This window comes from Pseudomonas sp. IT-P100, from assembly GCF_949767185.1.
Taxonomy (GTDB): Bacteria; Pseudomonadota; Gammaproteobacteria; order Pseudomonadales; family Pseudomonadaceae; genus Aquipseudomonas; species Aquipseudomonas fluorescens_B.
This window is the reverse complement of record NZ_CATKQK010000022.1, coordinates 264,038-278,518: the sequence shown is the minus strand read 5'-3', so window position 1 is coordinate 278,518 and position 14,481 is coordinate 264,038. Positions and strand designations below refer to the sequence as shown.

Sequence of the window (14,481 nt, the reverse complement as noted above, 5' to 3'; positions counted from 1 at the left end):
GCAATCATGCAAACCCGAACTTTGAAAAGATTGATCGCACCGTCCCTGTTGAGCCTGGCCATGTTTGCCGGTGCGACCCAGGCCGCCGCGCCCCTGCGTCCACCCCAGGGTTACTTCGCGCCGATCGAAAAAATCAAAACCGGCGACAAGAGCGAAGGCTGTGACGCCATGCCGACGCCCTACACCGGTTCGCTGCAATTTCGCAGCAAATACGAAGGCTCCGACAAGGCACGTTCGACCCTGAACAAAGCCTCGGAAAAAGCCTTCCGCGACACCACCGCCGACATCACCAAGATCGAGCGCGGCACCAGCAAGCGCGTGATGCAGTACATGCGTGACGGTCGCCCGGAACAGCTCGAATGCACGCTGAACTGGTTGACCGCGTGGGCCAAGGCCGATGCGTTGATGTCCAAGGACTTCAACCACACCGGCAAGTCCATGCGCAAATGGGCGCTGGGCAGCATGGCGTCTTCGTACCTGCGCCTGAAATTCTCCGACTCGCATCCGTTGGCCAACCATCAGCAAGAGTCGCAGTTGATTGAAGCCTGGTTCAGCAAAATGGCAGATCAGGTGGTCAGTGACTGGGACAACCTGCCGCTGGAAAAAACCAACAACCACTCGTACTGGTCCGCCTGGTCGGTGATGGCAACGTCCATCGCCACCAACCGCCGCGACCTGTTCGACTGGTCGGTGAAGGAATTCAAGGTCGGCGCCAATCAGATCGACGCCCAGGGTTTCCTGCCGAACGAACTCAAGCGCCAGCAACGCGCCCTCGCCTATCACAACTATGCCCTGCCGCCATTGGCGATGATCGCCAGTTTCGCTCAGGTCAACGGTGTGGACTTGCGTCAGGAAAACAACGGCGCATTGAAACGCCTGGGTGACCGAGTGCTCGCGGGTGTCAAAGACCCGGAAGAATTCGAGAAGAAGAACGGTAAGGAACAGGACATGACCGACCTCAAGGTCGACTCGAAATTCGCCTGGCTCGAACCGTTCTGCACGCTCTACACCTGCTCGCCGGATGTGCTTGAGAAGAAGCACGAGATGCAGCCATTCAAGACCTTCCGCCTCGGGGGTGACCTGACCAAGGTCTACGATCCGGCCAACGAAAAAGGTAAAGGCTCTTAACGTTCACTGTATTCCCCTGTGGCGAGGGAGCTTGCTCCCGCTCGGCTGCGAAGCAGTCGTAACCCAGTAAACGCGGACTGACTGACACACCGCGTTCATCAGGTTCAGGGGCGCTTCGCACCCCAGCGGGAGCAAGCTCCCTCGCCACAGGCTAGTGCGCAACATGCAATACAACCGTCCCGAATTCTATGGGGGGGTTTGGGGGGGCTGCGGCCCTTGACTGTTGGTTAAACATGGAGAGACCGGGATGGTATTTTCATCCAACGTGTTCCTGTTCTTGTTCCTGCCGATCTTTCTCGGCATGTATTACTTGAGCGGAATACGCTATCGCAACCTGCTGCTGCTGATCGCCAGCTATGTGTTCTATGCCTGGTGGCGCGTGGACTTCCTCGCGCTGTTCGCCGCCGTCACGCTGTGGAACTACTGGATCGGCCTCAAAGTCGGCGCCGCAGGCGTTCGGACCAAACCGGCCCAGCGCTGGCTGCTGCTCGGCGTGGCTGTCGACCTGTGCATTCTCGGCTACTTCAAGTACGCCAACTTCGGCGTCGACAGCATCAACGCGATGATGACTTCGGTCGGTCTGTCGCCGTTCATCCTGACCCATGTGCTGTTGCCGATCGGGATCTCGTTCTACATCTTCGAGTCCATCAGCTACATCATCGACGTCTACCGTGGTGACACCCCGGCAACGCGCAACCTGATCGACTTCGCGGCGTTCGTGGCGATCTTCCCGCACCTGATTGCCGGTCCGGTGCTGCGTTTCCGCGACCTCGCCGACCAGTTCAACAACCGCACCCACACCCTCGACAAGTTCTCCGAAGGTGCCACGCGGTTCATGCAGGGTTTCATCAAGAAGGTCTTCATCGCCGACACCCTCGCGGTGGTGGCCGACCACTGCTTCGCCTTGCAGAACCCGACCACGGGCGATGCCTGGCTCGGCGCCCTGGCCTACACCGCGCAACTGTATTTCGACTTCTCGGGCTACAGCGACATGGCCATCGGCCTGGGCTTGATGATGGGTTTCCGCTTCATGGAAAACTTCAAGCAGCCGTACATCAGCCAGTCGATCACCGAGTTCTGGCGTCGCTGGCACATCAGCCTGTCCACCTGGTTGCGTGACTACCTGTACATCACGCTGGGCGGTAACCGCAAAGGCACGCTGATGACCTATCGCAACCTGTTCCTGACCATGCTGCTCGGTGGTCTGTGGCACGGCGCGAACATCACTTACATCGTGTGGGGTGCATGGCACGGCATGTGGCTGGCAATTGAAAAAGCCCTGGGCCTGAACACCTCGCCACGCAGCATCAACCCGATCCGCTGGGCACTGACGTTCCTGCTCGTGGTCATGGGCTGGGTGATCTTCCGCTCGGAAAACCTGCACGTCGCCGGCCGTATGTACGGCGCGATGTTCAGCTTTGGCGAATGGTCGCTGTCGGAACTCAACCAGGCCAGCCTCACCGGTCTGCAAGTGGCGACACTGGTGGTGGCTTATATGACCCTGGCGTTCTTCGGTATCCGTGACTTCTACAGCAACCTGCCGCCTGAGAAGACCAAGCCTGTTGTGAACGTCGAGGCCGATGGCCCGGCTGCCGCGACGCCTGGAATGATCAAAGCCGTACCGGGCGACAACCCGGCCAGCATCCACGAACCGGGTTACACCGTCGGCGTTGAAGCCACCGTGCAACCGGCCTACTGGACGGCGGACTGGTCGCGTTACGTGATGCGCACGCTGGTACTGGTGCTATTCATCGCCTCGATTTTCAAACTCTCGGCGCAAAGCTTCTCGCCGTTCCTTTACTTCCAGTTCTGAGGGATCTGACCATGACCCGCTCATTACGTATCTTCTACATCACCTTGTTCATGGTGACCCTGCTGGTGCTGGGCCTGTGGTCGACGCGCAGCTTCCTCGGCTTCAGCACCAACGCCGACGCGACGGTGCTCAACGGCCGCTGGGCGAAAGCCGTGGAAACGCATTACGACGACGAGTTCCCGATCAAGCGCCTGGGCACCAACCTCTGGGCCGCGCTGGATTTCAAACTGTTCAACGAAGGTCGTCCGGGCGTCGTGCTCGGCCGTGACCAGTGGTTGTACAGCGATGAGGAATTCAACCCGATCGTCAACGAAGAGCTGAACCTGCAAGGCAACTACGCGCTGGTCGAAGGCGTACGCCAGGCACTGAAAGCCAAAGGCGTGAAACTGGTGATGGCGATTGTGCCGGCCAAGACTCGCCTGTACCCGGAACACCTGGGCGAAGAGAAGCCTTCGAGCATTCACGCCAACCTCTATGAGGACTTCCACGCCCGTGTGGCGGCCAACAAGATCCTCGCCCCCGACCTGTACGGCCCGTTGCTGAAGGCCAAGCTCGACGGTCAGCAAGTGTTCCTGCGCACCGACACCCACTGGACCCCGGAAGGCGCACAAATCGCCGCCGAGACTCTGGCCAAGACCATTGCCGAAAAAACCCCGCTCAGCGGCGAGCCACAACGTTTCGTCACCGAGCCGGCAGAGACAGTGACCCACAAGGGTGACCTGCGCTTGTTCCTGCCGCTCGATCCGCTGTTCGAAAACCTGATGCCGGCGACCGAGCCGTTGCAGAAACGCAACACCGTGGTGGCCGACGATCAGGCTGGCGGTGATGACGCGCTGTTCGCCAACACCGAAGTGCCGGTGGCCCTGATCGGCACCAGCTACAGCGCCAACCCGAACTGGAACTTCGTCGGTGCGTTGAAACAAGCGCTGAAGAGCGACGTGGTCAATTACGCCGAAGACGGCCACGGCCCAATTCTGCCGATGCTCAGCTACCTGAAAAGCGATGCTTTCAAGAACAGCCCGCCACAAGTGCTGATCTGGGAGTTTCCTGAACGTTATCTGCCTGTGAACAACGAAATCGGCGACGCCGACCCACAGTGGGTCGCAGAGCTCAAAGAAGCCGGCGCTCGCCAACAAAACGTAGCCGCAAACACTAAATCCGAGACGCCCGACCGGGCGCAAAACTGAAAGAGAGGTACACCATGACTTTCACTACTACTCCTCGCCGTCTCGCCAAGACCTTTGCACTTGTTGCTGGCATGAGCGTGTTGTCGATGTCCGCCTTCGCGGGTGACTCCGCGCTCTACGGCCCGACTGCACCGAAAGGCTCGAGCTTCGTGCGTGTCTACAACGCCGGCAACGCTGAAGTCAGCGCCACCGTCGGCAGCACCAACCTGGCCGACGTCGCGCCGCTGTCCAGCACCGACTTCAGCTTCATGCCGGGCGGCGACTACAGCGCCAAGGTCGGCAGCCAGACCCTGCCGGTGAAACTGGCCGGTGATCACTATTACACCCTGGTCAACAACGCCAGCGGCGCACCACAACTGATCGAAGAACCGCCGTTCAAGAACAAGCAAAAATCCCTGGTTCGCGTGCAGAACCTGAGCGACAAGGCCTTGACCCTGAAAACCGCTGACGGCAAGACCGAAGTGGTGCCATCCGTGGCCGCCAAGGGCCGTGGCGAGCGTGAAATCAACCCGGTCAAAGTCAGCCTGGCGCTATACGATGGCGCCACGAAAGTGGGCGACGTGAAGCCGGTTGCCCTGGAACGCGGTGAAGCAGCGGTGCTGTACGTCACCGGCAACGGCAGCAGCCTGTCGCCAGTCTGGGTAAAACGCCCGGTTTCGACGCGCTAAAAATTTGCCTGATTGACCCCGTCCCCCTGTGGGACCGGGTCGTCAGTCGGGCTACGGAATAAGAACAAGAGTGAAACGACAGAACGCAGTAGCTCTGACCCATACGATTTTCAAGGAGTAACAACATGATTCCGGTGATCTTGTCAGGTGGTAGTGGCTCACGTCTTTGGCCGCTTTCCCGTAAGCAGTTCCCTAAGCAATTCCTCGCCCTGACCGGCGAACACACACTGTTCCAGCAAACCCTGGAACGCCTCGTGTTCGAAGGCATGGACACCCCGATCGTGGTCTGCAACAAGGACCACCGTTTCATCGTCAACGAGCAACTGGCCAACCGTAAACTGGACACCCAGCGCATCCTGATGGAACCGTTCGGTCGCAACACCGCGCCGGCCGTTGCCCTGACCGCGATGATGCTGGTCAATGAAGGTCGTGACGAGCTGATGCTGGTGCTGCCAGCCGACCACGTCCTGGAAGACCAGAAAGCCCTGCAACGCGCCCTGGCCCTGGCCACTGTCGCCGCCGAAAACGGCGAAATGGTGCTGTTCGGCGTCCCGGCCACCAAACCGGAAACCGGCTACGGCTACATCAAGTCGACCAACGACTCGCTGCTGCCTGAAGGCGTCAGCCGCGTCTCGCACTTCGTTGAAAAACCTGACGTCAAACGCGCCACCGAGTTCGTCCAGTCCGGCGGTTACTTCTGGAACAGCGGCATGTTCCTGTTCCGTGCCAGCCGCTTCCTGGAAGAGCTGAAAAAACACGATCCGGACATCTACGACACCTGCCTGCTGACCCTTGAGCGCAGCGAACAGGATGCCGACACGGTCACCATCGACGAAGCCACCTTCGCCTGCTGCCCGGACAACTCCATCGATTACTCGGTCATGGAAAAAACCCAGCGCGCCTGCGTCGTACCACTCACTGCAGGCTGGAGCGATGTCGGTTGCTGGGCGTCGCTGTGGGAAGTGAATGACAAAGACGTCAACGGTAACGTCACCAAAGGCGACGTGGTCATTCAGGACAGCAAGAACTGCATGATCCATGGCAATGGCAAACTGGTGTCGGTGATCGGCCTGGAAAACATCGTGGTCGTCGAAACCAAGGACGCCATGATGATCGCGCACAAGGACTCGGTCCAAGGCGTGAAACAGATGGTCAACACCCTCAACGAACAGGGTCGCAGCGAAACCCAGAACCACTGCGAAGTCTATCGTCCGTGGGGCTCCTACGACTCGGTCGACATGGGCGGGCGCTTCCAGGTCAAGCACATCTCGGTCAAACCGGGCGCGTGCCTGTCGCTGCAAATGCACCACCACCGCGCCGAACACTGGATCGTGGTCAGCGGCACCGCCGAAGTGACCTGCGATGAGAATGTGTTTCTGCTGACTGAAAACCAGTCGACCTACATTCCGATTGCTTCGGTTCACCGTTTGCGCAACCCGGGCAAGATTCCACTCGAGATCATCGAAGTGCAATCGGGCAGCTATCTGGGTGAGGACGATATCGAGCGGTTTGAAGATATCTATGGTCGGTCTACGCCGATCGAGCGCGGCGTGTCGGTGAAAACCATCGCGCAGTAAGTAGTTGGTAAAAACAAGCCCCCGTCCAGACCACTGCGTTCCCTATCCGCAGTGGGTTGGGCGGGGGCTTTTTCACGGCTCACCAAGTAGATAGTTTTTACTTCACAACTTGTAAATCTTTTCCAAACCGAGCTGACAACTTGGACTTTTTATTTTCATATTCCTGAACAGAGATCCACCCACCCTCATAATTAACTTGAACAGCCTCACTCGGGATATCCCCTCCCATATAAAAAGTCTCAATCTCCCCCTGCCCTAAATACCCCAACACATTAACCAGACTGGGAATTCTAATTACTCTATTTTCAATCAGTCGCTCGGCGTCTGTCAGAACTATATCGGCAGTAGTTCTAAACCCCGCTTTTACCGAATCCGAGCGGGTATTAACACGAACCAAAATATTCCCATCTCTTTTCGAGAATCGCCTAGCAACATTAATATCAGGAGTGAAAGACAGTACCTTTCCTGCAAGCCCAGATTGCATTCCACTGTGCTGAAAAATCTGCGCAAAGAATTCGTCACCGCTTGGCTCTGCTGCTCCATTTGCTCTTATCAGCCCCGTAGAACTAATTGCACCAACGTGGTGACTACGATAAAGAAAACCTTCAATCTTCAAGTTCTGCTGCGCGACGTTATTGTTAATATTCCCCTTAAATACATTCAAATCCGCAATACTGCTCGCCTTACCCTCCCTTTGCGCAAGAGTAAAGATTGCACGGTCATATACAGAGGCACTCGGTCCTGGCGCACTTGGCTTTCTTGACTGGTCAGCCCTCCCGCCCTTCCATTTTGAAACAACCCATTTACGCAAACTAGCAAAGGTACTTCTCAGACCATTAAAATTTCCAGATGATGCCAACCCCATGACATCGATCTCATTTATCGGTGCGTTTCTAATCATCCGATATAAATTAAGACCATCAACAGTTCCCGCCGGATCGGGATTCAACCACCGCTGCAACCACGGCATGTAATACCTGAACCCATAGCAATAAAGCCCTGTCGCGTCCCGCTCCTTCCCCGAATACCGCACGGTTTTGTAACTGACCTGCACCGCTGCGCCATTACTCCACGCCGTGCCGCCAAACGGGTAATACCGTTCCTGGGTGATGACGTTGGCGTCCTGATCCAGCTCCAGCGTGCTCGAGCCCAGATGATCCGTCAGGCTGTAGCGCTGCTGATTGTTGGTGATCTCATTCGGTATTCCCACCTCCCAGTGCAACACCCGCACGCTGCCGCGCCCGGTCGCTACCTCGATGACGTGCAGCACTTCGCCAGTGCCGCTGTGGGTGCGGATTTCCAGAGCGGGCAGATAGAGCGTTTGGGCGAAAACCGTTCGGGCGTTGGTTTGCAGAGAGCGCACCTTGCAAACGCGCATTCCATCAGCACCGTAGACATAGCGCTCGCTGTCGCTTTCGGCACCGTCGCGCTCCACCGGCCGGACCTCACACAATTGATTGCGCACATCCCAATGCAATGTCCGCCCCGGTTGCAGCTTCAGCAAGTTGCCATTGGCGTCGAAGTTGTTGCGGAAATCCTCCTCACCCGGCTCGATACCATCGCGCACCGGCAGGCAGCGGTTGCTGTGGGCATCCGCAACCAGCCGATGGCCGTGGTTTTGCGGGCCGACGTGGGTCAGTTCGAGCAGGTTGTTACCGGTGACATAACGGTAGGTCTGGCGGTAGTTGCCGGGCATGGCGGGGTCCGCCGTCATCGCCGATGACGGGCCGTGTTTGACCCAACCGGCCTCCCAGCCTGTGGCCTCGATCAGCCGGTAAAGCGTGTCATAAAAGTAATGACTGACCGGCTCGATGCGCTGATTGGCGAAGTAGCGGATCGGCAGCGCGGCGTCTTCGATGCTTCGCACATTGCCGACCGGGTCGTAGGTATAACGCAGGTCCTGCAACGGATCATCCTGACCGAGTCGGGACAGCAGCCGTTGCAGACGCCCGTCTTCGGCTCCGTATTCGAGGGTGGTGATCACGCCATTTCCGGCGACTTCCCTTTCGACCTGGCCGTGGGCGTTGCAGGTGATGGCGCTGACCATGGGCAGCCATTCCAGCGTGTTGTTCAAGCGCAAGTCCACGGCGCATAAATGGCCGCCCACGGTCTGGCTGAAGCGTTGTTCGTTACCTTGTGCATCGGTTCGGGACAGCAGATCGTTCAACGGATTGAATCGTGAGTGCGTGGCGAAACCGGGAGACGACTCCTTGGCAAAACACCGCTCTTGCTCGAGTATCGCGCCGCTCAATCCGTAGTCATTGAACAGCACAGCCCCAGCCGGGTCCTCGTGGCAGATCAATCGGCCGCATTGGTTGTGATCGGCGAATGCCTGATCGTTGGCCGCGTAAGTCAAACGTTCCGCGCAAAACGCCTCGCCCTCCGCAGCTTGCTCGAACAGCGCCGTCAATCGCAGCTGATTATCGTAGTGCATCCAGTGCTGCGAACCCCGACCATCCCAGCTGTGAACCGGCTGACCCGCCTCGCCGAACAGACTCACATGCAGACCGGCATCGACACTGAGGGTGCACAAAGCCGTGCCCGAGAGTCCATGAATCGTAACCAGATTGGCCGGTGCCGTGGCATACAGGAACAACCGCGGATCACTCTGCGCAATCACCCTGCCTACCGGGTCATGAACCGTGCGATTGACCCGCGCTTCGGCATCCGCCCCCTCCACGGCACGGTAGTAATCCACCGAACGCACAGCCAGCCCCCGCGGTTCAACGACCGTCATCTCTGGGGTGTCGCGATGTATGAAAGCCAGGTGAGGCCGCATCAGGCGTCTTCATGTCGATTTGCACCAGCTAATGCTGAAAACCCACGCATGGCTACTGTCACAAATTACAGGCTCGACAAACGGTCGCCCTCACCACGCCCATCGCCAAGCACACCCGCCCTTAGGTAGGATGAGCCTCTCTCCTGCGAGGTTGTGCGACATGTTTATCGGCGTCCTGTTGGTCATCACCTGGCTGATCCTGTTGCTGCGTTACCCGGCCAAGGCCTTGCCTGTCTCGGTGGCGGCCGCCATTGGACTGGGTGTGGTAGCCACCTGGGTGATCTGGATGGACAACCGCGAGGTCAAGCAACTGGCACGGCTTGAGTTGCGCATCACTTATGCGCCGGAGCACTGCCCGGCGGATCGCCCGCTGCTGTTGAAAATGAACAACGGCAACGACGTGCCGCTGACCGAGCTGCGTTGGCGCATCGCCGCGTACGCACCGGGCGACACAGTCAATCTGGCCGACAACCAATACACCGCGCCGCGTTATCGCGGTCCCGGTGAATTGCAGGCCGGCGCGAACTGGGAAGACTGTTTGCCCATGCCGCCGCTGCGCCCCGGCTATCGCCCGCAAACCCTGGAGTTTCGCGCCGAGCGTTTGCAGGGTAGTTTCTCCGACTGATCCCTTTTCTCTCTTCTGCACAAGGACCGCGCCATGCCCGTTGCGTTGATTACCGGTTGTTCCAGCGGCATTGGCCGCGCCCTGGCCGATGCCTTCAAAGGTGCCGGCTATGAAGTCTGGGCCAGTGCGCGCAAGGCTGAGGACGTGGCGGTTTTGACCGCCGCCGGGTTCACTGCCGTGCAGCTGGACGTCAACGATGGCGCGGCACTCGAACAGTTGAGCGAACAGATCAATCAACGGCATGGCGGCCTCGATGTACTGATCAACAACGCCGGTTATGGGGCGATGGGCCCGCTACTGGACGGCGGCGTACCGGCCATGCAACGGCAGTTCGAAACCAATGTGTTTGCCATCGTCGGCGTGACGCGCGCGCTGTTTCCGGTGTTGCGCCGGGCCAAAGGGATCGTGGTGAATATCGGCAGTGTGTCCGGCGTGTTGGTCACGCCGTTCGCGGGCGCGTATTGCGCGTCGAAAGCGGCGGTACACGCCTTGAGCGATGCGTTGCGCATGGAACTGGCGCCGTTTGGCGTGCGGGTGATGGAGGTACAACCGGGTGCTATCGCCTCCAGTTTTGCCAAGAATGCAGGGGCTGAGGCCGAGCAATTGATCAGCGAGCAGTCGCCGTGGTTTCCACTGCGAGAAGGCATCCGGGCGCGAGCCAAGGCGTCTCAGGACAACCCCACTCCGGCGAGTGAATTTGCCGCCGGTTTGCTCAAGGCCGTGCAGCAGAGCAAGCCGCCGCGGCTGATTCGTTTGGGCAATGGCAGCCGGGCGTTGCCGTTGTTGGCGGGGTTGTTGCCCAAGGGGTTGCTGGAGTCGGGGTTGATGAAGCGGTTTGGGTTGCGTGGGCAGCTCTGAAACCGAGTTGACGCCATCGCCAGCAGGCTGGCGATGGCGTCAGAACAGGTTCTGCACATTTTTCAGGAAACAACATGACCGACTACACCGAATACTTTGACGAAGTGATCCAGGCCCATGTGGCCATCGAACAATGGCTGGCCGAAGAACGGGATGCCACTGAACTTGAACACCTGCTGACACGTTTTTCCCCGCAGTTTTCCATGGTCTCGCCGTTGGGCCGGGTGCTGGATTTTGCGGCGTTGAACGAGTTGTTCACGCTGGCGGGCGGCAAGAAACTCGGGTTCCGGATCGAGCTGAGCGAATTGCGTGGCCTCGCGTTACATGACGGTGGTGCAACCGTGAGTTACCGCGAGCAACAGACCGATGCCACAGGCCTGCACTCCGATCGCCGCTCGACCGTGGTGTTCGAGAAGGTGGAAGGCAAGATTCTTTGGCGGCATTTGCATGAAACTTTCTGCAAGGCGTGAGACCGAATCGCGCCCTTCGCGAGCAAGCCCGCCCCCACATTCGATCGTATTTATCCAGGAAAAACTCGGTCAAGTGTGGGAGCGGCGGTGCGAAGATCAGTTAACCACCACCGTGCACGTAATCCCCGCCGCCAACAGCACCCCTTCCGGCACTTCATCAATGTGAATCCGCACCGGCACGCGCTGTGCCAGGCGCACCCAGTTGAAGGTCGGGTTTACATCCGCAATCAGCTCACGACTTTCCGGATTGTCGCGGTCGTAGATACCACGCGAGATGCTTTCCACATGCCCCTTGAGCACTTCCCCGCTCATCAACTGCATGTCGGCCTTATCACCGACGCGCACGTGGGGCAGCTTGGTTTCTTCGAAGAAGCCGTAGACCCAGAACGAATTCATGTCGACCACGGCCATTTTCGCTTCGCCGATGCGCGCGTAGTCGCCGCGATGGACGTTGAGGTTGGTCACATAACCGTCCACCGCCGCCCGCACTTCGGTGCGTTTGAGGTTCAGTTCGGCCGCTTCCAGTTGCGCTTGCGCATGCTGGTAATCGGCGAGGGCCGAGTCGGCGATGTTGCTGGCGTCGTCGCGGTTTTCCTTGGAGATCACCAGGGCATCCATGTCGGCGCGGCGATGGGCGTTGACCTTGCGCATCTCCCACGTCGCCTTGCGTGAAGCCACCATCGCCTGCGCCTGTTTGACCGCGATACGGTAGTGCTCGGGGTCGATGCGCATCAGCAGGTCGCCCTTTTTCACCTGCTGGTTGTCGCGCACCGGCACGTCCACCACTTCACCGGTGACGTCGGCGGCGACGTTGATGATGTCGGCGCGCACCCGGCCGTCGCGGGTCCACGGCGTGTCCATGTAATGCACCCACAGGGTCCGGCCGATCCATAGCGCGAGGGCCAGCACCAGCAGGGTCGCAAGCAGGCTGAAAAGCTTTTTCATCAGGGCCTTCTTCAGTGATAGAGAGTCAACGGTAGACAGTCAGCGCCAGCGCGCCGAACAGACAGGTAAAGAGGCTCAGGCGCAGCAGCGCCGGGTGCCAGAAAAAACGGTACAGGTCGAACCCGGACAGGAACCGGTCAAGCGCCCAGGCCAGCGCCGCGGCAATGAAAAACATCAGCGTCATGGTCGGCATGTACACGCCGTGGAAGGCGATTTCACGAGGCATGTTCAAGTCCTTGAGGCGGGATGTTCACGTAGGCGGCGAGCGGTGATTGCGGGTCGAGCAACGAAGTGCGGATGAAGTGCAGGTAGCTCTTCACCCGACGTAATGCCGAGGTATCGAAGTGCGGGGCGAAGGGTTCGTCGGTGGCTTGTACGCGGCTGATCGCATGGTCCACCGCGATCAGGCCGCGCTCCAGATTGCTCTGGCTTGGTTGCAGGAACAGCCGCACCAGCGAGCGGCCCATTACGCGGATGGCCTGGCGCCACGGCTGCGATTCGGCATACGCCGGGTGCACCGGCAGAATCGCCTGTTCCTTGCGCAGTTCGATGATCGCGTGACCGACTTCCAGCACCACGAACATCCAGCGCAGCAAGTCCCGTTGCACCTGCGGCTGGCCGGCCGCGAGACCATAGGCCTGATGCAGCAAGTCACGCGTGCGGCTTTCGAAACTTGAGGCCAGGCCTTTGAGCTTGCCGCTGATCGCGTACACCACCTGTCCACGCAGATCCTGCTCCAGCCGACGCCACAACCAGCGACTGTTGGGCGGCAGGATGATCGCCCCCGCCGCCGCGCACACCAGCATGCCGAGCACCATGGCGATGTAGTCGTTGATGAAGGCGTAAGGGTTGTAGACGGTGAGGTTATCCGGCACCGAACCGGTGCTGAAGAAGATCAGCAAGCCGAGACCGACGCCGGCGTATTGCGGGCGCGAGGTCAGGAACGAACCGAGCACGATCACCGGCGCAAGCATCACGCACAGCAAGGGAAAACCGTCGATCCACGGGAAGATGAAAAACATCTCGACGAAGCCGATCAGCGCGCCGAGGAACGTGCCGCAGGCCATCTGGAACGCCATGCGTTTTGGATTGGGCGTTGCGGCGGACAACCCGACAGTCGCCGCTGCAATCAGGGTCATGGTCGCCCCGCTCGGCCACGCCGTTGCGACCCAATAGCTGCCGAGTACAACCAGAATGAATGCCGCGCGAATCCCCGAAGCGGCGGATGCCAGCCAGTTGGTTTGCGGGGTGAATGGCTCGTCCCATCGCTCGCGTTCATGGCGGTGATCGGCCAGGGACGCGTGGGTCTGCGCATAACTGTGCAGGTCGTCGACAAAACGGTAGAGCAGCTCGTACGCGGTGTGGAAATCGAGCAGTTCGGCGTCACTCGGGTTGCGCTCCTGAAAGCTCGCCCGCAGGCTGCGAACCCTGGCCGGCAGCCCTTCCTTGTAAACGCTCAGCGCGATGACCAACCGTGCCGCATCGGGGCTGGTCAAGGCACGACCGCTGAAACCGTCGAGCACTTCCGCCAGGTCTTGCAAGCCCGGTTTGATGGCCGCGACCACGTGATCGGCATCGCTGCTGCGCAAGCGTTCAAGCAGTTGGTGCAAGGCGTTGAAGCGCGTCGTGATGCCCATGAACTCGCTGTTCAGACGACTGAGTCGACCGTTGCGCCGACGCATGTGCGGGTCTTCGAACACGGTGACGCTGCGCAGCCCTTCCAGGCCGACCGCCTCAGCGATGAAGCGCACATTGCTCGCTTCAAAAGCGTCCCGCTTGCTACGACCGCGCAAACCATCGGTGACGAACAAGGCGAACACACCGAAGCGCTGATACAAGGCGTTGCGCATTGCCGCACTGGCGGTTTGCGGCAGGATTGCGGCGCTGACCACGGTGGCGCAGAGAATCCCCAGCGAGATTTCCAGCACGCGCCAGACCGCCGCCATGAATGCGCCGTCCGGATGTGCAAGCGCGGGCAACCCGACCATCGCCGCCGTATAGCCGGCCAGGACAAAACCATACGCACGGAAGTTGCGATAACGTGCGGCACCCGCCGAGCAGATGCCGACCCAGATCGCCAGCGAACCGAGGAACAGTTCGGTGTTTTGCGCGAACAAGGCAATCAGCGCGACCATCACGGCCGACCCGGTCAAGGTGCCGAGAAAACGGTAGAAACTCTTGGCGAACACCTGACCGCTTTGCGGCTGCATGACGATGAACACCGTGATCATCGCCGTCCGCGGCTGCGGCAATTCCAGACGCATCGCCAGCCACAGGGTCATGAACGCGGCGATCAACACCTTGAAAATGTAGACCCAGGTCACGCCGTCACTGCGTGCCCAGTCAAAGAAACCCCGGCGCCATTCGAGGGAATACAGCCAGCGCAGAGGTGCGGGCAAGGGGGTCATGGAATCCTGCTCAGTAAAACCTG

The 14,481-nt window shown here is 59.5% G+C and carries 12 protein-coding genes; 8 read left to right on the top strand and 4 right to left on the bottom strand.

The window, feature by feature from the left end:
- Window positions 1–6 precede the first annotated feature (6 nt).
- The 5 genes from ACM6IQ_RS17405 (at window position 7) to ACM6IQ_RS17385 (ending at window position 6,373) form a co-directional block, all read left to right on the top strand.
- Window positions 7–1,128 (top strand): mannuronate-specific alginate lyase, encoded by a 1,122-nt coding sequence (locus ACM6IQ_RS17405; protein ID WP_017336626.1) that lies wholly within the window; start codon window positions 7–9, stop codon window positions 1,126–1,128.
- 247 nt (window positions 1,129–1,375) lie between these two features.
- Window positions 1,376–2,941: an MBOAT family O-acyltransferase gene (locus ACM6IQ_RS17400; protein WP_017336625.1), complete on the top strand. Its 1,566-nt coding sequence runs from the start codon at window positions 1,376–1,378 to the stop codon at window positions 2,939–2,941.
- An 11-nt stretch (window positions 2,942–2,952) separates the two neighbouring features.
- A complete protein-coding gene (locus tag ACM6IQ_RS17395) occupies window positions 2,953–4,128 on the top strand; it encodes an alginate O-acetyltransferase (protein WP_017336624.1) in 1,176 nt (391 codons plus the stop codon).
- Between the two features lie 14 nt (window positions 4,129–4,142).
- Window positions 4,143–4,796 carry an alginate O-acetyltransferase AlgF gene (locus ACM6IQ_RS17390; RefSeq protein ID WP_414879408.1) on the top strand — a complete coding sequence of 218 codons (654 nt, stop codon included), beginning with the start codon at window positions 4,143–4,145 and terminating at the stop codon, window positions 4,794–4,796.
- A gap of 125 nt (window positions 4,797–4,921) precedes the next feature.
- Window positions 4,922–6,373: a mannose-1-phosphate guanylyltransferase/mannose-6-phosphate isomerase gene (locus ACM6IQ_RS17385; protein ID WP_017336622.1), complete on the top strand. Its 1,452-nt coding sequence runs from the start codon at window positions 4,922–4,924 to the stop codon at window positions 6,371–6,373.
- A 97-nt stretch (window positions 6,374–6,470) separates the two neighbouring features.
- Here ACM6IQ_RS17385 and ACM6IQ_RS17380 read toward each other — a convergent pair whose 3' ends face one another.
- The gene (locus tag ACM6IQ_RS17380; RefSeq protein WP_414879407.1) at window positions 6,471–9,110 is read right to left on the bottom strand and encodes an RHS repeat domain-containing protein; all 2,640 of its coding nucleotides are present in this window, start codon (window positions 9,108–9,110) and stop codon (window positions 6,471–6,473) included.
- 202 nt (window positions 9,111–9,312) lie between these two features.
- On the opposite strand from ACM6IQ_RS17380, the gene ACM6IQ_RS17375 reads away from it, so the two are divergent.
- The 3 genes from ACM6IQ_RS17375 (at window position 9,313) to ACM6IQ_RS17365 (ending at window position 11,105) form a co-directional block, all read left to right on the top strand.
- Window positions 9,313–9,777, top strand: coding sequence for a hypothetical protein (locus ACM6IQ_RS17375; RefSeq protein ID WP_017336620.1), 465 nt, complete (start codon window positions 9,313–9,315; stop codon window positions 9,775–9,777).
- Between the two features lie 33 nt (window positions 9,778–9,810).
- Window positions 9,811–10,635 carry an SDR family oxidoreductase gene (locus tag ACM6IQ_RS17370; protein ID WP_017336619.1) on the top strand — a complete coding sequence of 275 codons (825 nt, stop codon included), beginning with the start codon at window positions 9,811–9,813 and terminating at the stop codon, window positions 10,633–10,635.
- A 74-nt stretch (window positions 10,636–10,709) separates the two neighbouring features.
- Complete coding sequence (locus ACM6IQ_RS17365) at window positions 10,710–11,105, top strand: DUF4440 domain-containing protein (RefSeq protein WP_414879406.1); 396 nt, start codon at window positions 10,710–10,712, stop codon at window positions 11,103–11,105.
- Between the two features lie 96 nt (window positions 11,106–11,201).
- On the opposite strand, the gene ACM6IQ_RS17360 is transcribed toward ACM6IQ_RS17365, so the two are convergent.
- From ACM6IQ_RS17360 to ACM6IQ_RS17350, 3 genes are read right to left on the bottom strand one after another with little or no spacing between them, the layout of a single operon-like run.
- Window positions 11,202–12,050: an efflux RND transporter periplasmic adaptor subunit gene (locus ACM6IQ_RS17360; protein WP_414879405.1), complete on the bottom strand. Its 849-nt coding sequence runs from the start codon at window positions 12,048–12,050 to the stop codon at window positions 11,202–11,204.
- Between the two features lie 25 nt (window positions 12,051–12,075).
- Complete coding sequence (locus ACM6IQ_RS17355; protein WP_007896379.1) at window positions 12,076–12,276, bottom strand: DUF1656 domain-containing protein; 201 nt, start codon at window positions 12,274–12,276, stop codon at window positions 12,076–12,078.
- Entirely contained in the window at window positions 12,266–14,458 is a 2,193-nt protein-coding gene (locus ACM6IQ_RS17350) for an FUSC family protein (protein WP_414879404.1), read from the bottom strand. Before ACM6IQ_RS17350 ends, ACM6IQ_RS17355 begins: the two co-directional genes overlap by 11 nt.
- Window positions 14,459–14,481: the final 23 nt, after the last annotated feature.